The sequence below is a fragment of the Streptomyces sp. NPDC018019 genome (assembly GCF_044327805.1).
Classification (GTDB): domain Bacteria; phylum Actinomycetota; class Actinomycetes; order Streptomycetales; family Streptomycetaceae; genus Streptomyces.
Genome location: NZ_JBIRGD010000002.1, coordinates 1 through 21,014, shown reverse-complemented (window position 1 = coordinate 21,014; position 21,014 = coordinate 1). Strand labels below are relative to the sequence as shown.

The following is a 21,014-nucleotide window of genomic DNA, read 5'->3' as shown; positions in this document are numbered from 1 at the left end:
TGAGTTGGGCGGTGGCTCAGTTGCCGCTGGAGGCGCGGCCGCGCAGCGCGGCACGGCGGGCGCCCGCGCGGCGGCGGGCGGACTCGACCACCTCGGGGGTGGCGCCGCTCTCCTCGTCGAGCCAGCGGGCGAGGGAGGAGATGTCACGGAAGCTGAACAGGTCGGGCACGCGGACACGGCGGTCGAACCGCCGGGTCATCAGCCGGGCGAGGCGGACGAGCAGCAGCGAGTCGCCGCCCAGGTCGTAGAAGGCGGCCCGGACGTCGATGCTCGCCGGTTCGAGGTGGAGCAGCTGGCCCCAGATCTCCGACACCGCCACCTCGGTCGGCGTACTGGCGGCCGTCAGGGGCGCGTCGGAGTCGGCGGCCGGCGGTTCGGGCAGCGCGGCCCGGTCGAGCTTGCCGCCCGGGGCCAGCGGCAGCGCGGGCAGGAACACGATCGTGCCCGGCACCATGTAGTCGGGCAGCTCGGTGGCGAGCCTGCCGGTGATGGTGCTCTGGAGCGCGGCGTCCACCCGGGCGGCGTCCGGGGTGTCGCCCTCGGGCACGACGTAGCCGATGAGCCGGTTGCCCCGTACGACGGCGGCGGCTTCGCGCACCTCGGGGCAGCCGGTCAGCCGGGCCTCGACCTCTTCCAGCTCGATGCGGTAGCCGCGCAGCTTGACCTGGTGGTCGGTGCGCCCGCCGAACTGGAGTTCGCCGTCGGCGGTGAGCGTGACGACGTCCCCGGTGCGGTACATGCGGGCGCCGTCCACGAACGGGTCCGGCACGAACCGTTCGGCCGTGGTACGCGGCCGGTTGACGTAGCCGTGGGCCAGGCCGGCACCGCCGATGTAGAGCTCACCGGGCTCGCCGGCCGGCAGCCGTTTCAGGTCCTCGTCGAGCACATAGGCACGGGCGTGGGCCGACGGCGGGCCGATCGTCGGCTCGCCGGTCCCGTCCCGCGGCACCAGACCGTACGAGCAGAAGACGGTGCCCTCGGTGGGGCCGTAGGCGTTGAAGACCCGGTCGGCGCTGGTCTCCCGGTACGTCCGGTCCACCAGCTTGCGCCGCAGGGGCTCACCGCCGAACACGACCGTGCGGACGTTCGGCGGCAGATACCCGGCGTCGAGCAGGCCGTTCATCACCGACGGGACGACGTTGAGGTGGGTGATCCTGTCGGCGTACCGGCTCTCCGGCAGGTGGACGGCGCTTTCCACGAGCACGACGGCGCCGCCGCGGCACAGCGCGGCGAAGATCTCCATCACGGACATGTCGAAGCAGACCGAACTGGCCGCCGAGACACCGCTCAGGTCGCAGCCTTCGAAGATCCGGTCCATCTCGGACAGCATGGCGACACAGCCGCTGTGATGGATGGCCACGCCCTTCGGCAGGCCGGTGGATCCCGACGTGTAGATGATGTACGCGGTGTCGCCGGGCACGACCGGCACGGGCTGCTCGCCGGGCTCGGTCGTCACCGTCCCGTCCAGCACGACCACGGTCGGGCCGGCCGGGCAGTTGGCCCGGGACGCGGGCGTGGTCAGCAGCAGGCGGGTTCCGCTGTCCCGGACCATGAAGGTCAGCCGCTCGGCCGGATAGTTCGGGTCCAGCGGTACGTAGCAGGAGCCGGCGCGCAGCACGGCAAGGATGCCGATGAGCAGGTCGGGGGTGCGCTCGACGCAGATGCCGACCGGGACACCGGGCCCGGCGCCGTCGGCGACGAGCCGCTCGGCCAGCACACGGGACCGCTCGTCGAGCTCGCCGTAACTCAGGACGCCGGCGTCGGAGTAGACCGCGGTCGCGTCGGGGTTCTTGACCGCTCGCTCGATGAACTCGGAGTGCAGGGTTTCGGTCACCGGTCCGTCTCCTCGGGGCGTCCGCTCAGCGCGATGTCCTGGAGTGCCAGGTCTGGGTGGGCGATCGAGTCGAAGAGCACGGTGCGGTAGTGCGCGAGCAGTGCCGTCACGGTCTGCCTTTCCAGGTAGCTCGGTTTGTACTGGACGTGGCCGGCGACCTCGCCGTCGATGTCGGCCATCGAGATCTCCAGGTCGAATTTGGCGAGGTGCCTGCGTACCTGGAGCGGTTCCAGCGGCAGGGCGCCGTCGGGCGTGATGGTGTCGCCGATGCCGTGGAAGAGCTTGACGGACCGGGGGAAGGCGTCCGAGGACAGCCAGTTCACGACCACGTCGAACCACGGGGAGCGGCCCTCGGCCCGCGGCGGCTTCAGCTGGGACGCCAGCAGGTCGAGGGGGTAGTTCATGTGCTCCAGCAGGCCGAGCGAGAAGGCGTGGACCTCGCGCAGCAGGTCGCGGAAGCTGCGGTCGCCGGTGGGCTTCGCCCGTACCAGCACCGTGTTCAGGTAGTAGCCGATGGCGGTCTCCCAGCCCGGCTCGGCGCGTTGGGCGATGGCGGTGGCCAGCACGGAGTCCTCGGTCCCGGCCGCGCGGTTGAGCGTGGCGAAGAATCCGGCCAGCACGACGGTGCTGATCGACACCCCTTCGCGTACCGCGAACTCCCGCAGCAGGCGCGTCTCTTCGGCGCTCCAGCGGAATGTGAGGTCGCGGCCTTCGTAGGTGACGCCCGGGGGCCGCTCCTTGGTGGACAGGTCGAGGTGGGCCGGCGGGTCGGCCAGCTTCCGCGACCACCAGTCCAGTGCCGCGTCGGCCGCCGGGCTGTCCAGCCACTGCCGCTCCCACTCGACGAAGTCCGTGTACGGGGCGGCCGGCGCGCTGCCGGCGGGGTCGGCTTCCTCGTAGTACTCCTGGAGTTCGCGGATCATCACGTCGGCCGAGGCCGCGTCCGACGCGATGTGGTGCACGAGCACCAGCAGGTAGTGGTCGGCCGGCCCGCGCGTCATGAGGACGACCCGCACCAGCGGCCCGTTGTCCATGTCGAGCGGCAGGTGCCCGTACCGGGCCAGTTCCTCGCGGGCCTGTTCGTCGTCCTGGTCCGTGCTGTCCACCACGAGGAACTCGTAGACCGGTTCGTCCAGGATGACCTGGTACGGGCGGCCGCCGGCCTCCACGAAGACCGTGCGCAGCGCGGGGTGCCGCTCCAGCACCGCCTGTACGGCACGGTCGAGCGCCTTCTCGTCGACCTCGGCCCGGATCCGGGCGGCCACCATGAAGTTGTAGGGCACGGCGTCCGGCGCGACCATCTGCATGAACCACAGCGAGGCCTGGCCGTGCGACGCCGGCGCCAGTTCGAGGCCGAGGCCGTCGGCGCGCAGCTGGTCCAACGGCGGGGAGTCGGTGGGTTCCAGCAACCCGCGCGCGGCCAGTTCCTCCACCAGCTCCTCGGCGTCCAGCTCGGACAGGTCGTCGAGGAACGCCTGGGGCGACGTGGTCCTGGGCGCCGGCTCGGCCACCGCCTGGGGCACCGGTTCGGGCGCCGGGGCCGGCTTCGCCCGCGCGACCGGTGCCGGCTGCGCCGTGGCGGTCGCATTCCCACCGACGATCCCGGCGAAGTGGGCGACGACCTCGGCTATCGTCCGGCCGTCCAGGAACACCACCGGCGACACCCGGTGCCCGAACAGCGCCTGCATCCTGTTCACAAGGCGGATCGCCAGCATGGAGTCCAGGCCGAAGTCGCGGAGGCTGGCGTTCTCGTCGAACCTGCTCACCGGCACGCCCAGCCCGTCGGCGAGTTCGGCGAGGACGATGTCCTCCACCGGCTTGCCCGCCGTCCCGTTCTCCGCGGGCTCGCTCCGCACCGGCTCGGCCACGGCCACGGTTCCGGCGGCAGGGGCGGCGGCGGAGGCCGGGGCCGGGGCAGCTGGACGGCGCGGTTCGGTGTCCAGCCAGTAACGTTCCTTCTGCCACTGTACGAGCGGGGTCTCCACGACCTCGACGTCATCGGCGAACAGCGAGTCGAAGGTCAGCGGCAGGCCCCTGACGTACAACGACGCGGCGGCGCCCAGCAGGCAGCGGACGTCGCTTTCCTCGCGCCGCAGGGAGTTGACCGCGTGCACCTCGGCGCCACGGGACAGCGCGATCTCCTCGACCGCGCCGCGCAGCGTCTCGTGCGGGCCGATCTCGATGAAGGTGCCGACCCCGTCGTCGACCAGCGCACCGATCGTCTCGGCGAACCGGACCTGGTTGCGCAGGTTGTGCGCCCAGTAGTCGACGTCGGTGACCGGGTTCACCGTATCGGCCAGTGCCGTGGAGCAGAAGTCGATGGTGCCGGTCAGCGGGGTGATGCCGGCGATGCGTTCGCGCAGCGGCTCGATCAGCGGGTCCATGCCGGGGCTGTGCACCGGCCGTTCGACCCGGATGTTCCTGGTCGAGATCCCGGCCTGCCGGAGGTCGGCCTCCAGGGCGCGGACGGCTTCGGGCGAACCGGAGACCGCCGCGCTGGTGGGGCTGTTGACCACGGCGACGGCCGCGTGCTCGGCGTACGGGGCGAGCCACGGCAGCAGCTCCTGCTCCGGCAGGTCGACCGAGATCATGGCGCCGGGGGCCGCTTTCCGTTCGAGCAGGTGCGACCGGGCGACGACGACGCGGGCGGCGTCGTCCAACGACAGCGTCCCCGCGACACAGGCGGCTGCGACCTCGCCCAGGCTGTGCCCGACGACGGCGGTCGGCCGGATGCCGAGTGCGAGCCAGACCTTCGCCAGCGAGACCTGCAGAGCGAAGAGCACCGGCTGCTGGAAGTCCATCTCCTCGAACCCGGCCTCGTCGGCCGGGGCGGCGAGCCGGTCGAGCACCGAGCAGCCGCCGGCCGCGCGCACGGCGGCGTCACAGGCCTCCATCGACGCGCGGAAACCGGCGTGCGCGCGCATGAGTTCCCGGCCCATGCCGACCCATTGCGTACCGCCGCCGGAGAACACCAGCGCCACCCGCCGGTCGCTGTTCCCGGCGACCGTGCCCGTGACGACATCGGGGTGCGGCTGACCGGCGGCGACCCGGGCGAGTCCGTCCAGGACGTCCTGACGGTTGCGGGCGAACAGAGCTATCCGATGGCTGTGGTGGGTGCGCCGGGCCGCGAGCGTGTACGCGAGGTCGGAGACCCGCAGGCCCGCGTCGCGTTCGACGTGGTTGGACAGCTCACGGCAGGTGTCGGTCAGGGCCGCCGCCGTACGCGCCGTGACGGGGACGAGATGCACCTGCTCGTCGGCCGCGGCTTCGCCCTGGCTCGGGGTGACGTGGCGCCCCCGGTCGCCCGCGAGGAAGGGGCTGAAGGTGACGGGGTGGCCGGCGGCGTACAGCGCTCCGAGCGAGCCGAGGAGGGTCGAGGCCTCGTCGGCGCCGCGCCGGAGCGAGGGCAGGGTGGCCGCGGGCAGGATCTCCGAGACCGACTTGAGCAGGACCGGGTGCGGACTGAGTTCGACCACCGCGTCGATGTCGTGGTCGCGCAGGGTGGTCAGGGCGTCGACCATCCGGATCTCCCGGCGCAGGTTGTCCGCCCAGTAGTCCGGTCCGAGCTCCGCGCCGTCGACGAGTTCCCCGGTGACCGTCGAGATCATCGGGATGCGCGTGGTCCGGGGCCTGATGCCGTCGAGTTCGGTCCGGAGCGGGCCGAGGACGTGGTCGACCAGCGGCGAGTGCGGTGCGTGGCCCATCCGCACCCGGTGGTTGGTGACGCCTTCTTCGGTCAGCCGCTGGACGAGTTCGTCGATCTCCTGCGGCGTACCGGTGACCAGGGTGGAGTTCAGGCCGTTGTAGCCGGAAACTGTGAGCCGGCCGGTCAGGTGCTGTTTCACCTCGTCCGCGGCGGTCATGACCACGATGCCGTCGCCGCGGCCGACGGCCAGCTGCTGGAGCAGCCGGCCGTGGTGGGCGGCCAGGCGGGAGGCGTCCGCGAAGTCGAGGGCGCCGGCGATGTGGGAGGCGGCGAACTCGCCGACGCTCTGGCCCAGGACGACGTCCGGCTCCACCCCCAGCGAACGCCAGGCGTCGGCCAGCGCGACCTGCATGGAGAACAGCAGCGGCTGGAAGACGTCCATGTCGTCGAGGCGCCCGTCCGGCGCGAGGAGCTGGTCGACGAGCGAGAAGCCCAGCAGGTCCCGCATCCGCTTGTCGGAGTTCATCATGGACCGCCGGAAGACGGGCAGGCCGGCGAGCAGTTGCCGGCCCATGCCCACCCACTGCGAACCGTTGCCGGAGAACAGGAACGCCACCCGCGGCCTGCGCCCGGTCTTCTCCCCGACGCTCAGCCCGGCGGCCGTCGCGCCGGTGCCGAACGTGTCCAGCTGCGTCCTGAGTTCGGCCATGTCGCGGGCGGTGGCCGCGAGCCGGAACGCGCCGTCGCCGGGCGCCCGGCGACAGAGCGCGCGCAGGTCGGTCTCGTCGCGCAGCGCCCGGGCCCGCTCGGTCAGCGCCTCCCGGGAGTCCGCGGACAGCAGGAGGAGCGAGCTTTCGGGGCGCGGCAGTTCCTCGACGACGACGTGGCAGATCGCGCCGCCGAACCCGAACGAGCTGACGCCTCCCCGGCGCGCGTCGGACCGCCGCGGCCACGGCGTCAGCCGGTCCTGGACGGCGAGGCGGTACTCGTCGAACATGATCTGCGGGTTCGGGGCGGTGTAGTGCAGGCTCGCCGGCAGCACCCCGTTGCGGATCGACAGCGCGAGTTTGACCAGGCCGACGATGCCGGCGGCCGCCTCCAGGTGCCCGACGTTGGACTTGACGGAACCCAGCCGCAGCGGCTCCGCGCGGTCCCCGCCCAGCACCGCGCCGATGGCGTTGGCCTCGATCGGGTCGCCGAGGGGCGTCGCGGAGCCGTGGCACTCGATGTAGTCCACGAGGTGCGGTGCGATGCCGGCCCGTTGGTAGGCGGTGCGGAGCATCTTCTCCTGCGCCTGGGGGTTCGGCGCGGTCATGCCGTTGCTCAGGCCGTCGTTGTTGGAGGAGCTGCCCTTGATCAGGCAGTACACCGGCAGGTCGCGTTCGAGCGCCACGCTCAGCGGGGCGAGTACGACGACGCCGGCGCCCTCACCGCGGACGTAGCCGTCGGCGCGGGCGTCGAACGACTTGCAGCGGCCGTCGGGGGCGAGCGCGCCCATCGCGTCCATGGCGGTGTAGTAGTCGGAGACGAAGCTCAGGTTCACGCCGCCGGCCAGCACCAGATCGCTCTCGCCCAGCCAGATCGACTGGCATCCCACGTGCACCGAGACCAGCGATCCGGCGCAGGCGGCGTCGATGGCCATGCTCGGGCCCTGGAGGCCGAGGACGTAGGAGACGCGGTTGGCGATGATGCCGTCGTGCATGCCGGTCGCGGTGTGCGGGGTGATCTGGCTGTCGGGGCCGCGGTAGTGCGCCAGAGCGGCGTAGTCGCCCCAGCAGGAGGCCATGAAGACGCCGGTGTCGCTGCCGACGAGGCTGTCGGGCGCGACCCCGGCGTCCTCCAGCGCCTCCCAGCACAGCTCCAGGATCAGCCGCTGCTGCGGGTCCATCTGGACCGCTTCCCGGGGGGAGATGCCGAAGAACAGCGGATCGAACTGGTCGATGCCGTCGATGAACCCGCCCCACCGCACCCGGTCGTTGAGGAGGTCGCGCCGTGCGGCCGGCACCGGGCCGACGGCGTCGCGGCCCTCGGACAGCAGCCGCCAGAACGCGGACGGGTCCGGTCCGCCGGGGAACCGGCAGCCGATGCCCACGATCGCGATGGGTTCGTGCGTCGCCGTACGACGGCGGTCCTCGCCCGGGGCGGCGGTCTGCGCGGCCTGCGGGCCCTCGACGAGCGCGCGGGACAGCTCGTCGACGGTCGGGTACTGCCACATCCAGGTGACCGGGACTTTCCAGCCGAGGAATTCGGTCAGCGAGGCGGCGAGCGTCGCCGCCTTCGCCGAGTCCAGGCCGTACTGGTGCATCGGTGCCCAGCGGTCCACCGCGTCCTGGGACACGTCCAGCAGTTCAACGACGCGCGAGAGCAGGAAATCTGTGACGGCGCGCACATTGCGCGCTCCGCGCTCTTGGGGCACTTCGCCTCCTCGGCAAGGGGGTTGTTCCACGCCACGGGGATGCGCTCCGCCGTGTCGAGTGAGGTGTTTGCGCAGGACAGGGGTGGGCCCGTGGGCCCATGGCAGCGGTTTTTTCGACACCGGGAAGCGGAACCCGGCCCGCCACCGGCCACACGGATCAGCCGTCGCGTGCTGATGATCGGGGGGTTCAGGGGTTCAGGGATTCTGGAGATCGGCTGGGCGATCGGGTGTGCGCGACGCGCCGGCGGTCACCGGTCGGTTCGCGCTTTCATCGCCCCGACTGACCGGAGTTTCGATCGCGTTCAGCTGCTGACGGGGCCGCACCGTTGCTTCAGCTCGAAGCGCTCACCGGGCCGGCTCCGGCTGCACACGGCGCCGTGCCGGTCCCGTCGGCCGAGCTGGAATACGGCGAGCTGGAAGAATGTGCGGAAGCGGTGTCAGGAGAGCGGGCCGTGTGGCGCTCGGCGCCCTGTACTTCCCCGGATGTGAACGCGCAGCTGCCGAAGAACCAATGATTGCACTGGGCTGCCCCCGTTGAGTCATCCGGATCGAATCAGCTCACTGTCTGATTCGGAAGCACTGCCCGGCAGACTTTCCGCCGGATACGTGGTCCATCTCTTGGTCAGGTTGATCAGCGACTGCGTTGTCCGTGGCGGCGTACACGCGTTGTTCTTCACCCGCACGGCCACTGCCTACCGAGGCCAAGGTCCGTTTTATCCGGGTGGGCCGGATTACGAGGTGCTTGCCCGATCGGCGAACGTCAGATTGCCACCCCTGTGATGGGTGAGACAAGAGTGATCTGTTGGCCGGAAGGTGCAGTGGCAAGTTTTCGCCCCCCAAGTGGCCGGTTCACTCCTGTCCCGTATGAAGACGCGGGGCGGTTCGGGCGTACATCCGCAAAGGCAGCTTTCTTGACGAAAGGGCTCATACCCGGGTGAGGGTGGGAGTGGTGCCACCGGAACGGGTGGCCTGGCTCCCCTATCTGCCAGACGTGCGCGAACTGCCTGCTGTTTCCAGCCAATTGCGGAGGCGGACAGTTGACCTGCGTGTGGCGCGATGATCGGCTTATGCGGTTCGTGTACAGCCCACCTGGGGAGAGGGAGCAACACCGCCATGCGCAAAAGATCATCACGGGGCCGGGACCTGTCGGCCACGGCAGGCACGGCCCCGCTGGTGCCCGTCAGCCGTGCCGGCCGGGCGCATGCCGACCGCGGCGAAGAGTTCCCCGGCAGGTCCGCATGACCATCACCGCAACGCCGCCGCGGCACCGGCCGGGGCTGGCGCTCGGGGTACTGGCCGGGGCGCTGGCGCTGGATCTGAGCGGAATGGCCGTCCTGAACGCGGCCCTGCCGTCCGTCGGAGAACGCTTCGGCCTGGGCGAAACCACGCTCCAGTGGGTCATGACCGCCTACTCCGTCACGTTCGCGGGATTCCTGCTCGTGGGGGGCCGGCTGGCCGACGTGTTCGGCCGGCGGAGGGTCTTCGAGGTCGGTGTCGCCCTGTTCACGGTGGCGGCGCTGGCCGGTGCCGTGGCACCGGACGGCGCGGTGCTGCTCACCGCGCGGGCGGTCCAGGGCATCGGCGCGGCGCTCTCGGGCCCGGCCGCACTGGCCCTGCTGACCGAGGTGTTCCCGGCCGGGGCGGAGCGCAGCCGCGCGCTGGGTGTGTACGCCGCGGTCGGCGCGGCCAGCTTCAGCGGCGGGATGCTGCTCGGCGGCGTACTGACCGAGTTCCTCGGCTGGCGGTCGGTCCTGTGGTTCTCGGTGGCGCTCGGCGTGCTCGTGCTCGCCGTCACCCGGGCCGGGCTCCCCGACGGGGCGGGCCGCAAGGGCCCGCTGGACATGGCCGGCGCCATCTCCGGCACCCTCGGCCTCGCACTGCTCGTCGTCGGCGTGAGCTGGGGCGGGGGGCAGGCATGGGGCGTCATCGCCGCCGCGGTGCTCTTCCTGGTCGTCTTCGTCGTACGCGAACGACGCGCCGCCGACCCGCTGCTGCCCCTGTCCCTCTTCCGGCTCTCCTCGGTGCGGATCGCGACCGTGGCGGCGTTCCTCCAGTACACGGCGTCGGTCGGGATCGTGTTCTTCACGCCGCTGTACCTCCAGGGGATGCTGGGCTACTCCCCGGTCGCATCCGGTCTCGCCCTGGTGCCGATGTCGCTGACGGTCTTCCTCACGGCCACCTTCGCCACCGGACGCCTGCTGACCCGGTACAGCCCGCGGACCCTGATGGTCACCGGGCTCATCCTGATCGGCGTGGGAACGGCGCTGTGGATGACCACCCCGGAGCAGGGCAACTACCTGTTGCACGTGATGCCCGGACTGGTGATCAGCGGCTTCGGTCAGGGGCTGAACTTCCCCGCGATGACGACGGCCGGGCTCACCGGCGTCCCGACGCACCAGCACGCGGTCGCCGGAGCGGTGAACGTCGTCGCGCAGCAGATCGGTTCCAGCGCCGGGGTCGCGGCCCTGGTCCTGGTCGCGGCGACCGGCGACACCCGGCTGGGGGGCTATCACCTGGCCTATCTCGCGGCTGCCGTCGCCTGTGTGGTCGGCGCCGTGGGCATCGCGCTGACGCGGCGGCCATAGCCGCGCACGCCGTCGTCCGACCCGGCCGGCGGGATACCGGCCGGGTCAGCTCTGCGCGGTCCTGGCGCCGGCGCGGTTGGCGTTCTTGCTCCGCTTCTCCGTCCGCCCTTCCACCGGCACCCCCAGCGGCCGCGCCAGACCGGACACGCCCTCGTCCAGGCGCTGGAGGTGGCGGAGCACGCGGTAGGTGACCGTGCTGGGGTGGGGCGCGCCGGAGCCGTCGGACTCCAGGAGGGAGACGACGGTGGCGCCGGACTTGACCTCGGCGTCGGTCCGGTCGCCCCGTACGTGGGCGGTGATGGTCTCGATGTTGTGGGCGATGCGCAGGCCGACGCGTTCCAGGCGGGGGTCGGCGGCGATGGTCTTGCTGTAGGGGACGAGTTCGGCGGTGGCCGCGAGGGAGCGGGCGTGGTACGCGCTGGTCTCCAGGAGGGCGACCACGTAGCGCACGGTCTGGCGGCGGCCGCGCAGCGGCGTGATCGGGTGGGTCAGCGGCCGGGTGGAGGCGCGCAGCTCGTCCAGGGCGGTGTCCAGGTCTCGGGAGAGGCCCAGCAGGTCGGTGGCGGGGCCGCCGCTGAGCTGGTCGACGGAGGCCGCGACGACCTCGTCGAGCTTGGTCAGCACGGTGCCGAGGAGGTCGTCGGTGCGGCGGTCGGTGTGCACCGGCAGGACGAGGGCCGCGGCGATGATCCCGCAGGCGGCGCCGAGGGCGGTTTCCTCTATGCGCAGGATGAGGACGTCGAGGCTGTAGGTGTTCAGGAGGGTGTAGAGCAGGCCGAGCATCGCCGTGACGAAGAAGGACATCAGGGCGTAGGAGAGAGGCGCCGTGAAGAACATGGCGAAGACGAAGAGGAGGATCAGCGCGAACGCCGTCCAGGTGTGGTTGCCCACCAGGCCCGCGAGCGCGACACCGGCGACCACGCCGAGGACCGTACCGACCAGCCGCCGGTAGCCCTTGATGATGATCTCGCCCGTGGAGGCGGTGTTCAGGAAGACGACCCAGCAGGTCAGCACGGCCCAGTACCACCGCTGCGCGGAGAGGAACTCGCCGCCGATGATGGCGAGCGTGGAGCCCACCGCGATCTGGAAGGCGGCCCGGGTGGTGGGCCGCCGGAGGCCGGTGCGGTCGTCCTCCTCGGGCTCCTCGGCCCCGGCGAGCGCCACGTCCTCGGCGTCGAACTCCTCGCGGGAGCGGGTCGTCGCGGGCGAGTCGTCGGACTCGTCCTGCGGCCCGTCCAGCGCCAGCCGCAGGCCCAGCACGGAGCGGGCGGCCTCGCCGATGCCGCGGAAGACGTCCTGGACGGCGATCGAGGCGCGCGGCAGGTTGTCCTCGTCGCGGTAGCCGAGCAGCCGGTTGCGTACGTGCGCGACCGCCGTGCCGCCGGGCCCGGAGGCCGGGCGGGTCACCAGCAGGTGCAGGGCGCGCAGGTCGCGGCGGAGGGTGACGGTCGTGGCGTCCTCGGCCGGCATCTCGTTCTTCGCGGTCGGCAGGGGCGCCTGCGGCAGGTGCAGGGTGAGGGTGTCGGCGCGCTCGGCGGTGCGCGCGTTGAGCAGCAGGACGCCCAGCCGCTCGGTGGCGATCTCGGCGTCGGCGATGCGGCGCTGCAACAGCGCGGCGGTGGCGGGGTCGCGGGTGCCGTCCTCCAGCCGGCCCTGGATCATCAGGGCCGACTCGTGCAGCCGGGCGGTGTGCCGCCGCAGGTCGTCGAGGACCTTGTCCAACTGGTCGGGGGCGGCGTCGAGCAGTTCTACGTGGGTGGCCACCAGCTGGGCGACCCGGGCCCGGAAGGCGCCGCGCAGCCATTGCAGGATGCGCTGCGGCGTCTCGGGCACGACGGTGAAGCGGACGACGGCGCTGCACCCGAAGGCGATGGCCAGGGTCAGCGCCAGGACGGGCAGCGCGGACACGGTGGCACCGACGAACAGCGAGACGAAGTAGGTCTGGAAGCCGATCAGGCCCAGGGCGGTGCCCCGGTCGCCGAACCTGCGGCAGTAGACGGCGCCGAAGATGAGGGCCACGAAGAAGATGTCGCCGGCGATGACCTGACGGTGCAGCAGCGCGCCGAGCGAGACCGCGGCGAGCGCCACGGGCAGGCCGAGCGCCAGGGTGACCGCCTGGCCGCGCACCTGCTTCTCCTTGATCGCGAAGGTGGCGACCATGGCCGTCATGGCGCCCGCGACCAGATGCGTGACATCGGTGCCGAGGACGGCGAGGACGACCAGGGTGAGCGCGATGGCCGCCACCGTCCGCAGCCCCGCCATCAGCCGCAGCAGTCCCGGATCGGACGCCGCGAAGCGGTCCCACGCACCGGTCAGGCCCCGTCGTATCACTGCCCCCACGCTGCCGTACTCTCCCGTCTCTGCCGTGAACTGCCGAGGTCTCAGCATCGCATGGCCGGGAATTGCCAGGCCGCGACCGCCGGTGGGCGGCGGCGTTTGTATCGGGGTTGTGACGGTCCGCGGAAAAAGTGGCAACGGTGCCGGGATGCGATAAAGGCTCCGCCAGGTATGAGACGAGGCTGATGAGGTCGTCCTCGGCTGCCGCCGGGGCATTTTCGTCTGTTCGCTTTGCCTGTTGCTTCCGCCTCTGCCTATGGCTATGCCGACGCCTTCGCCACGGCGGCAATACCCGGACTTACTGGCTCTGACAAAAGCTGCTGAGCATGAGACTGTTCGCCTGCTTTCTCGCAGGTCTAGGTATGAGAGCGGGCCGCTCGGCGCGGCGGCAGAAGCGGGCCGAGCCCGGTCGACTGTGCACGGCCGGGCAGCAAGCACCACGTCATCACCGACGCTCAGGGCGTCCCGCTCGCGGTGTCGCTGACCGGCGGAAACCGCAACGGCGTCACACAGTTGCTGCCGCAGTGGAGAAGGTCCCGGCTGTGGCCGGCGTCGCCGGCCGCTCCCGGCGTCGGCCGGACATACTCCTCGCCGACCGACCACGTCCAGCGCCTGCGGTGAATTCTCCGGCTTGTCCAGGTGCTGTCGTCAGTTCAGTGGGGTGTGAATTCGGGGTAGTAGGCCGCGGCGGCGGTCGCGGTGTCGATGTTCCGTGGGAAGAGCGCGGTTTCGTAGGCGCGGATGGCCGCATCGATGTTCTCGGGCTGTTCGGCGATGGCGTTGCCGAGCCGGCCTGCGTCGAAGAGCGCCCAGTTCGCTCCTTCGCCGTCCGGCGGTGCCAGGTGGGCGGCGTCTCCGATGAGCGTGACCCCGGGTATATGGTCCCAGCGGTGTCCGATCGGCAGCCCGTACAAGGGGCGGAAGATCGGTGGGATGTCGCTGTCGGCGACCAGGGCGACGAGCTCCGGCGCCCATCCCTTGAACATCGCCGCGACCGTGCGGGCGGCAGCTGGGCCGTTGTTGAAGTCGATGCCGTCGAACCAGTCGAGCGGCTGGTCGAACATGGCGTAGGAGTGCAGGGTGTCCGCGCGTTCGCGCTGCACGCCGAGACCGATGCGGGTGGTTTCGTCGTAGGCGGTCATCGACCCGCCGCCGACCAGCGCCAGGGTGGCGGGGTGGCGGGTGTCGCTCTCATACAGGTACGTCTCGATCATCGAGCGTCCGGCATAGGCGGGCGTGGCATCGGAGAGCAGCGGCCGGACCTTCGACCAGGCGCCGTCGGCACCGACGAGGATGTCGGTGATGACCGTCGATCCGTTGGCGAAGGTCACTTCGTGGCGACCGTCGGCGAGGGTCCGCACGCTTCGGGTCTTGTGGCCCCAGACGACCGTGCCGGCCGGCAGGGATTCCAGCAGCAGCTGTCGCAGTTCGCCACGCTGCACCTCGGGGCGGCCTCCGGCGGGGTCATCGGGCTGGTCCGCCAGGATGGTGCCGTCAGGTGCCACGTCACGGGATGCCTGCCGGCCTTCGAGGACGAGGGATCGGAAGCCGTCCATCAGGCCGGCGGCACGGATGCCGTGCTGTCCGTTGTAGTCGTGGATGTCGAGCATGCCGCCTTGGCCCCGGGCCTGAGCAGACGCCTCCGCTTCGTACACCGTGGACGGGATTCCATGAACCGCCAGGGTGCGTGCCAGTGTCAGTCCCGCAAGACCGGCACCGATGATCGTGATCTGAGTCATAGACGTGTTCCTTACTGCTGGTGGAGGAACCGGTGGTTCTGCCCGCGAGGCTTCCGGCCGCCGTGCGGAGCAGTGGAGCCGGGTCAGGGAGAGCGGGGTGGCTCGATCCGGGACGCGAGCTGTTCCAGGAGTTCATGGAGCCGCGCCTGCCCTGCGGCGCCCAGCGGTGCGAGGATCGACTCCTCGACACGGTCCATGGCCTCTTCGAAACCCTGGATCAGTTCGGAGCCCGCTGGAGTGACCTGCACCCGACGGCTGCGCGTGTCGTCCTCCTGGGTCTGGCGCTTGACGAGTCCGCGCCGTTCGAGTCCGGCCAGGAGCCGCGAGATGCTCGGCGCGCTGGTGCGCATGGCCCGGGCGACGTCACGCTGAATGGCGTCCGGATTCTTCGACAGGTAGGCCAGCACGGCACTCTGCTCGTGCGTGAGGCCGCGTTCCCGTATCCAGTCATCGGCGATGCGTCGCTGCCCCCACACCACCCACCGCATCAGTTCCAGCGTGCTCTCGCGCTTCGATCCGCTCATGGTTAACACGCTAACTGTTGTCGGGTTAACTATCAAGCCTTCGGGCTTTGCCTCGGAGCGGAGAAGACCGAGGAGTTCGCCGTGTATGACGCGAAGCTCAACGCCCGTGCCCCTGCGCGTCGTTCGCCGACGACGTGCCCGGGCCGGCGCGCCGGCCCGGGCGTCAGGCTCCGAGGACCTCCGCAAGGTCGTAGCGGACCGGCTCCGCGAGCTGGGCGTATGTGCACTGTTCCGGTTCGCGGTCGGGGCGCCAGCGGCGGAACTGGGCGGTGTGCCGGAAGCGGTCGCCCTGCATGTGGTCGTAGGCGACCTCCAGTACGCGTTCCGGGCGCAGCGGGACCCAGGACAGGTCCTTCTTCCCGGTCCACCGGCTGGGCCCGCCGGGCAGCCGGCCCGCCGCCTGCGCCTCCTCGCTGGTCCACGCCTCCCACGGATGGCCCGCGACGGACTCCATCCGCAGCGGCGCCAGCTCCTCCATCAGCTCCCGGCGCCGGCGCATCGGGAAGGACGCGCAGACGCCCACGTGCTGGAGCCGGCCGTCCGCGTCGTACAGGCCCAGCAGCAGCGACCCGACGACCGGGCCGCTCTTGTGTGCGCGCAGGCCCGCCACCACGCAGTCGGCGGTCCGCTCGTGCTTCGTCTTGACCATGACCCGCTGACCCGGCCGGTACGGCATGCCGGGCGGTTTGGCCACGATCCCGTCCAGCCCGGCCCCCTCGAAGTGCTCGAACCAGTCGCGGGCCTCGTCCAGGTCGTCGGTGACCGGCGCGGTGAAGACCGGATCGGCGGCGTCGCGCAGCGCCGTCGTCAGGGCCTCCCGGCGGTCCCGCTGCGCCGTGGACATCAGCGAGGTGTCGCCCAGGGCCAGCAGGTCGAAGGCCACGAAGGCGGCGGGGGTCGCCTCCGCCAGGTGGCGCACCCGGGACTCGGCCGGGTGGATGCGCTCCAGCAGCGCGTCGAAGTCCAGGCGTCCTTCCCGGGCGATGACGATCTCGCCGTCCAGCACGCAGCGCGCGGGAACCTCGGCGCGCAGGGCCTCGACCAGCTCCGGGAAGTAGCGGGTGAGCGGCTTGCCCGAGCGGCTGCCCAGCTCGACCTCGTCCCCGTCGCGGAAGACGATGGCCCGGAAGCCGTCCCACTTGGCTTCGTACTGTATGCCGGGCGGGATGGCCGGGGCGGCCTTCGCCAGCATCGGCTCCACCGGGGGCATCACGGGAAGGTCCATGAGGGCGATTGTGCGGCGGCGCGCGCGGACCGGCGGCGGTACGCGCCGCCGACAGGCGGGGCCTGCCCGTACGGCCTAGCGTGGGTGCATGGCAGAGTCGCTGGAGCTGACCGCGGGCGGACGGACGGTGCGGGTGTCGCACCCGGACAAGGTCTACTTCCCGCAGCGCGGCTTCACCAAGGCCGACGTCGTCCGCTACTACCAGAGCGTCGGCGACGGCATCCTGCGTGCCTTGCGGGACCGGCCCACCACGCTGGAGCGCTACCCCGACGGGGTGGACGGCGAATCGTTCTTCCAGAAGCGGGCGCCGAAGAACCTGCCCGACTGGATCCCCACCGGCCGGATCGCCTTCCCCAGCGGCCGGTACGCCGACGAGATCTGTCCCACCGAGCCCGCCGCCGTCCTGTGGGCGGCCAACCTCGGCTGTCTGACCTTCCACCCCTGGCCGGTCCGCCGGGGCGACACCGAGCACCCGGACGAGCTGCGCATCGACCTCGACCCGCAGCCGGGCACGGGCTACGCGGACGCGGTACGGGCCGCCCTCGCCCTGCGCGACGTCCTCGACGGGCTCGGTCTCACCGGCTGGCCCAAGACCTCCGGCGGCCGTGGCCTGCACGTCTTCGTCCCCGTTGCGCCGGAGTGGACCTTCACCCAGGTCCGGCGCTCGGCCATCGCGGTGGCCCGGGAGCTGGAGCGGCGCGACCCCGAGCGGATCACCACCTCCTGGTGGAAGGAGGAGCGCGGCGCCAGGATCTTCGTCGACTACAACCAGACCGCGCGGGACCGCACCATCGCCGGCGCCTATTCCGTACGGCCCTTCCCGCACGCGCCGGTGTCCGCGCCGCTGCGCTGGGAGGAGCTGCCCGACGCCGTGCCGGAGGACTTCGACCTGGTCACCATGCCCGTCCGCTTCGCCGAACTGGGCGATCTGCACGCCACCATGGAGGCCCGCCCCTGCCGTCTGGACGCCGCGCTGGAACTCGCCGACCGCGACGAGCGCGAGCACGGGCTCGGCGACCTCCCGTACCCGCCGGAGCACCCGAAGATGAAGGGCGAACCGAAGCGGGTGCAGCCGAGCCGCGCGAAGAAGTGACGCGCGGCCGGCCGCCCGGAGGCTCCGTGGCCGGGACCCGTCAGAAGCCCCCCTGCACCCGCAGTGCGCCCTCCGGCGCCTCGGCCCTCGCCGTGTACATGTCGTCCTTGGCGTCGCGCCCGCCTTCCGCGTGGTTGTACTGACCGGCGAAGACATGGCGCCCGGCGGGCACCGTCCGCCCCGGCTTCAGCGTCCACCGGTAGACCAGCGCGCCGTCACGCTCGCCCACGGACACCGTGAAGTCGGCGGCGGGCAGCGTGCTCCAGTGCCCGGTGTCCGCCACGCCGCCGGTCCCGGCGATCCGCAGCTCCACGGTGAGCGCGGTCAGCGGCCGTTCCGTCCGGAGCGTGACGTTGCTCTGTGCCCAGTACGCGTTGCTGTGCGGGTCGACGGAGCCGTCCGACCACAGCGGGCCGTCCGCGGTACGCGGCGCGCCGTCACCCGCGCCCCCGGACGGTGGACGCGCCCCGGAGGCGCCGGGCGACGGGGGCGGCGACGCGCTGCCCGTACCCCCGGGGCCGGACGTCCCACCGGTGTCACCGGGCCCGCCCGTCCTCCCCGGTGCGCCGGAAGGCGGCACGGCCGGCGTGTGCGGCGAGGGCGTGGGCGGGGCGGGCGTCTCCTCGCCCGGCCCGGCCGGGGGCACCGGGCGGGTGATCACCTTCCCCGGCGGCTCCGGCGCCTGTACGACCGCCGCCACCGCGTAACCACCGGCGACCAGCGCCCCCACCGCCGCGGCGGCCGCGAGCGCGGTCCGCGGCCACGAACCGGCCCGCGCCGGGCGGCGGTGCCGCTCCGTACCGGTGCCGGTGGGGCCCGCCATGCCGCGCTCCACCCGCGCGAGCATGCGGGCGCGGTCCGGGCTGTGGGCCAGCGCCGCTTCGCGCAGCCGCTCGCGCAGGTTCTCGTCCGCCATCACTTCCCCCTCCCGGAGAGGCCGTCCGCGACCCCCGTGCCCAGGTACCGCTGCAGCTCCGCCATGCCCCGGGAGGTCTGGCTCTTGACCGTACCGACGGAGATGCCCAGGGCCAGGGCGGTGTCCCGTTCCGACAGGTCGAACGCGTGCCGCAGCACGACGCACGCCCGTTTGCGGAACGGCAGCCGCTCCAGCGCCTGCCGGACGTCCACGACCGCGGCCACGTCGGGGCCGTCCGCGCGCTCGGAGCGCTGGGACCAGAACAGGGCGATCCGGCGCCGCTCGCGCACGCTGCTGCGGATCCGGCCGCGGGCCATGTTGGCGACCACGCCCCGGGCGTAGGCCACCGGGTGCTCCGCGCCGCGTACCCGGTCCCACCGGTGCCACAGGGCGAGCAGCGCGTCCGCCGCGAGGTCGTCGGCGGCGTCCGCCTCACCGGTGAGCAGATGGGCCAGCCGGGCCAGTTCGGCGTGGTGGCGTTCGAAGAAGGCGTGGAACTCGGCCGACGCGTCACCGGCGGCGGGGACCGGGCCGGCGGCGGTGGCGCCGTGCGGGGTGTTCCTGCGCATCGGAAGGGTGGACGGGCTCATGCCGGCCATTCCGTGTGCGGCGGCGGTGGCCGGTGACCGGGGCGGGGGAGAAGGGTGGGCACGGGGCGGGCTTCCTTGATCGGGGACACTCTGTCAGCCCCTCAGTTGCCGCCGCCCGGCGGAAGGTTGCCGGCGTGGGCGGAATTTCCGCGGGGCGGCACCGGACGGCCCGCTGCCCGGTCTGCGGCAGCGCCCGACCCGATCGTACGGGCAACCTTTTCCCGGCCCGCGGCAACGAGGTGGCACCGATCCGGACCGAAAGGCAGGCCGTCCCATGGCAGCACCTGGCCGTCACCGCTCGTCCCGCAAGCGCTTCCTCGTCGCGCTGCTCGCCGCCGCCACACTCGGCGGCGGCTCCCTCGTCGCCCTCGACGCCTCCGCCCACCCCGCACGGGCGGCGGACGGCTGCGTACCGAACGAGTCGACGCCGATGGGCAAATACTGGCTCAACAACAACACCTGGGGAGCGGGCAGCGGTTCCGGGTGGAGCTGCACCTGGGCCACGTACCAGTCCGGGAACACGATCGGCTGGGGCACCACGCACGACTGGTCCGGCGCCCCGGAGTCGGTGAAGTCGTACGCGAGCAGCGTGCTCGGCTGGCACTGGGGCTGGAAGTCCGGCGCCACCGGGCTGCCCGTCCGCCTGTCCGCGCGGACCCCGGTCCGCGCGAAGTGGTCCTACCAGGTGAAGGAGACCAGGCCGGGCGCCTACAACGTCTCCTACGACCTGTGGCTGCACGACCGGCCGGACACCGACTGGCAGAGCCGCCCCAAGCACGAGGTCATGGTGTGGCTCGCCAAGGGCGGCGGCGCGATGCCGCTGGGCACCCGGCAGCAGCGGGTGAAGATCGCCGGTGCGTACTGGGACCTGTACGCCGGCCGGACCGACTGGAACGTCTACTCCTTCGTCCGCGTCGGCGGCACCACGGCGTCCGACCTCGACCTGGACGACTTCCTCCAGGCGCTCGTCCGGCGGGGCGCGGTGGCGCCGACCGACTACCTCAGCGGGGTGGAGGCCGGTACGGAAGCCTTCACGGGCCGGGCCCAGCTGGACACCACGGCGTACGAGGTGCAGGTCGGCTGAGGCCGGGGCGGGCCGAGGGGGCCCGGCATCGGCGGCCGTACTGCGATCCGTCCGGCCGTCGCCTCCTGCCCGCGTCTAGGTCGTGACTTTTGGATCAGCCAGGCGCCGCGGGCCCAGGCTGATCCGAAAGACACGGCCTAGTAGTGCTTCGTTAGGTTCTGGTCTTGGTCAGTGGGCGGCCGCAGGTGGTGCAGGTTCCGGTCCAGCACCGCAGGAGGTCCTGCAGGGCGTCGAGGACCTGGTAGAGGGTGAGGCCGGTGTGTGGGCTTTTGGGTCCAGGCGCCGGAGGGTGAGGAAGGCCTGGGCGGCGGTGACCAGGGTGACGTGGTGGTGCCAGCCGCGCCAGGTGCGGCCCTCGAAGTGGTCCAGGCCCAGGCCGTGCTTGAGTTCGCGGTAGTCGTGCTCGATGCGCCAGCGCATCTTGGCCCACCGCACCAGGTCGGCGATGGGGGTGGTGGCGGGCAGGTTGGTCATCCAGTAGCCGGTGGGCGCCGTTGCTTCCGGCGGCTGTTCGACCAGCAGCGTTCGTGTGGGCAGCACCCCGTCCCAGCGGTTGCGGCCGCCGCCTTGTTCCTGCGCGGTGCGGCTGGCCTCCTTGCCCGAGGGGCGCACCTCCAGCACCGCGAAGTGCGAGGTCAGCGTCCCTTTGCTGCCCTTGCGCCAGGCCACCTCGGTGAAGGCGAGGGTCTCCTCGATGAGGTCGGGCAGGGGCCGGGCCGGAGTGCGATAGCGCGGCAGGGTCGGCGGCCCCAGCCCGCCATAGGCCGGCAGGTACGGCTCCGCGGCGGCCGGCCGGGCGACCTCCTTGGGGTCGACCGCCACCACATAGGACCAGTCGCGTTCCTCCAGGGCCAGGCGGAAGGCGACGCTGCGACCGTAACCGGCATCAGCCACGATCACCGGCACGGCCGGCAGCCACGCCGCCAGCCGGTCCAGCAACGCCAGGGCCAATCGGGACTTGGCCACGTGGCCGACCTCGTCGGGCACCCCCGCTGCCCGGCGCCGCCGGGCATCCTCCGTCCACT

The 21,014-nt window shown here is 72.0% G+C and carries 12 protein-coding genes and 1 pseudogene; 4 read left to right on the top strand and 9 right to left on the bottom strand.

Annotated features, from left to right (window positions below):
- Positions 1 to 16 precede the first annotated feature (16 nt).
- The gene (locus ACH4FX_RS03420) at positions 17 to 1,834 is read right to left on the bottom strand and encodes an amino acid adenylation domain-containing protein (protein ID WP_398474661.1); all 1,818 of its coding nucleotides are present in this window, start codon (positions 1,832 to 1,834) and stop codon (positions 17 to 19) included.
- Entirely contained in the window at positions 1,831 to 7,896 is a 6,066-nt protein-coding gene (locus ACH4FX_RS03415; protein WP_398474659.1) for an acyltransferase domain-containing protein, read from the bottom strand. Before ACH4FX_RS03415 ends, ACH4FX_RS03420 begins: the two co-directional genes overlap by 4 nt.
- A gap of 1,238 nt (positions 7,897 to 9,134) precedes the next feature.
- Here ACH4FX_RS03415 and ACH4FX_RS03410 point away from each other — a divergent pair.
- Positions 9,135 to 10,481 carry an MFS transporter gene (locus tag ACH4FX_RS03410; RefSeq protein ID WP_398474657.1) on the top strand — a complete coding sequence of 449 codons (1,347 nt, stop codon included), beginning with the start codon at positions 9,135 to 9,137 and terminating at the stop codon, positions 10,479 to 10,481.
- Between the two features lie 45 nt (positions 10,482 to 10,526).
- Here ACH4FX_RS03410 and ACH4FX_RS03405 read toward each other — a convergent pair whose 3' ends face one another.
- The gene (locus ACH4FX_RS03405) at positions 10,527 to 12,869 is read right to left on the bottom strand and encodes an FUSC family protein (protein WP_398474655.1); all 2,343 of its coding nucleotides are present in this window, start codon (positions 12,867 to 12,869) and stop codon (positions 10,527 to 10,529) included.
- 318 nt (positions 12,870 to 13,187) lie between these two features.
- Here ACH4FX_RS03405 and ACH4FX_RS03400 point away from each other — a divergent pair.
- Positions 13,188 to 13,417 (top strand): annotated as a pseudogene (locus ACH4FX_RS03400) (transposase); the annotation flags it as partial.
- A 54-nt stretch (positions 13,418 to 13,471) separates the two neighbouring features.
- Here ACH4FX_RS03400 and ACH4FX_RS03395 read toward each other — a convergent pair.
- The 3 genes from ACH4FX_RS03395 to ACH4FX_RS03385 all read right to left on the bottom strand — a co-directional run bounded on the left by ACH4FX_RS03395 (position 13,472) and on the right by ACH4FX_RS03385 (position 16,306).
- Entirely contained in the window at positions 13,472 to 14,557 is a 1,086-nt protein-coding gene (locus ACH4FX_RS03395) for an FAD-dependent oxidoreductase (protein WP_398474654.1), read from the bottom strand.
- Positions 14,558 to 14,640: 83 nt separating this feature from the next.
- Positions 14,641 to 15,081: a MarR family winged helix-turn-helix transcriptional regulator gene (locus tag ACH4FX_RS03390; RefSeq protein WP_398474652.1), complete on the bottom strand. Its 441-nt coding sequence runs from the start codon at positions 15,079 to 15,081 to the stop codon at positions 14,641 to 14,643.
- 163 nt (positions 15,082 to 15,244) lie between these two features.
- Positions 15,245 to 16,306, bottom strand: coding sequence for an ATP-dependent DNA ligase (locus tag ACH4FX_RS03385; RefSeq protein ID WP_398474650.1), 1,062 nt, complete (start codon positions 16,304 to 16,306; stop codon positions 15,245 to 15,247).
- A gap of 88 nt (positions 16,307 to 16,394) precedes the next feature.
- Between ACH4FX_RS03385 and ligD the strand changes: the two genes are divergently transcribed.
- Positions 16,395 to 17,399, top strand: a complete 1,005-nt coding sequence (gene ligD, locus ACH4FX_RS03380) for a non-homologous end-joining DNA ligase (RefSeq protein WP_398474648.1) — start codon at positions 16,395 to 16,397, stop codon at positions 17,397 to 17,399.
- Positions 17,400 to 17,439: 40 nt separating this feature from the next.
- On the opposite strand, the gene ACH4FX_RS03375 is transcribed toward ligD, so the two are convergent.
- On the bottom strand, positions 17,440 to 18,315 hold the full coding sequence (locus tag ACH4FX_RS03375; protein WP_398474646.1) for a hypothetical protein: 876 nt from the start codon (positions 18,313 to 18,315) through the stop codon (positions 17,440 to 17,442).
- Positions 18,315 to 18,884, bottom strand: coding sequence for a SigE family RNA polymerase sigma factor (locus tag ACH4FX_RS03370; protein WP_398475488.1), 570 nt, complete (start codon positions 18,882 to 18,884; stop codon positions 18,315 to 18,317). Before ACH4FX_RS03370 ends, ACH4FX_RS03375 begins: the two co-directional genes overlap by 1 nt.
- A 295-nt stretch (positions 18,885 to 19,179) precedes the next feature.
- On the opposite strand from ACH4FX_RS03370, the gene ACH4FX_RS03365 reads away from it, so the two are divergent.
- On the top strand, positions 19,180 to 19,989 hold the full coding sequence (locus ACH4FX_RS03365) for an endo-1,4-beta-glucanase (RefSeq protein ID WP_398474645.1): 810 nt from the start codon (positions 19,180 to 19,182) through the stop codon (positions 19,987 to 19,989).
- Positions 19,990 to 20,157: 168 nt separating this feature from the next.
- Here ACH4FX_RS03365 and ACH4FX_RS03360 read toward each other — a convergent pair.
- The coding region (locus ACH4FX_RS03360) for an IS701 family transposase (RefSeq protein ID WP_398474643.1) at positions 20,158 to 21,014 on the bottom strand (857 nt) is incomplete at its 5' end.

Excerpts from the sequence above, each read along its gene's own strand:
- ACH4FX_RS03365 (WP_398474645.1), top strand. The coding sequence starts at position 19,180 with ATGGCAGCACCTGGCCGTCACCGCTCGTCCCGCAAGCGCTTCCTCGTC.
- ACH4FX_RS03395 (WP_398474654.1), bottom strand. The coding sequence starts at position 14,557 with ATGACTCAGATCACGATCATCGGTGCCGGTCTTGCGGGACTGACACTG.
- ACH4FX_RS03385 (WP_398474650.1), bottom strand. The coding sequence starts at position 16,306 with ATGGACCTTCCCGTGATGCCCCCGGTGGAGCCGATGCTGGCGAAGGCC.
- ACH4FX_RS03410 (WP_398474657.1), top strand. The coding sequence starts at position 9,135 with ATGACCATCACCGCAACGCCGCCGCGGCACCGGCCGGGGCTGGCGCTC.
- ACH4FX_RS03375 (WP_398474646.1), bottom strand. The coding sequence starts at position 18,315 with ATGGCGGACGAGAACCTGCGCGAGCGGCTGCGCGAAGCGGCGCTGGCC.
- ACH4FX_RS03370 (WP_398475488.1), bottom strand. The coding sequence starts at position 18,884 with ATGCGCAGGAACACCCCGCACGGCGCCACCGCCGCCGGCCCGGTCCCC.
- ACH4FX_RS03405 (WP_398474655.1), bottom strand. The coding sequence starts at position 12,869 with ATGCTGAGACCTCGGCAGTTCACGGCAGAGACGGGAGAGTACGGCAGC.
- ACH4FX_RS03390 (WP_398474652.1), bottom strand. The coding sequence starts at position 15,081 with ATGAGCGGATCGAAGCGCGAGAGCACGCTGGAACTGATGCGGTGGGTG.
- ligD (WP_398474648.1), top strand. The coding sequence starts at position 16,395 with ATGGCAGAGTCGCTGGAGCTGACCGCGGGCGGACGGACGGTGCGGGTG.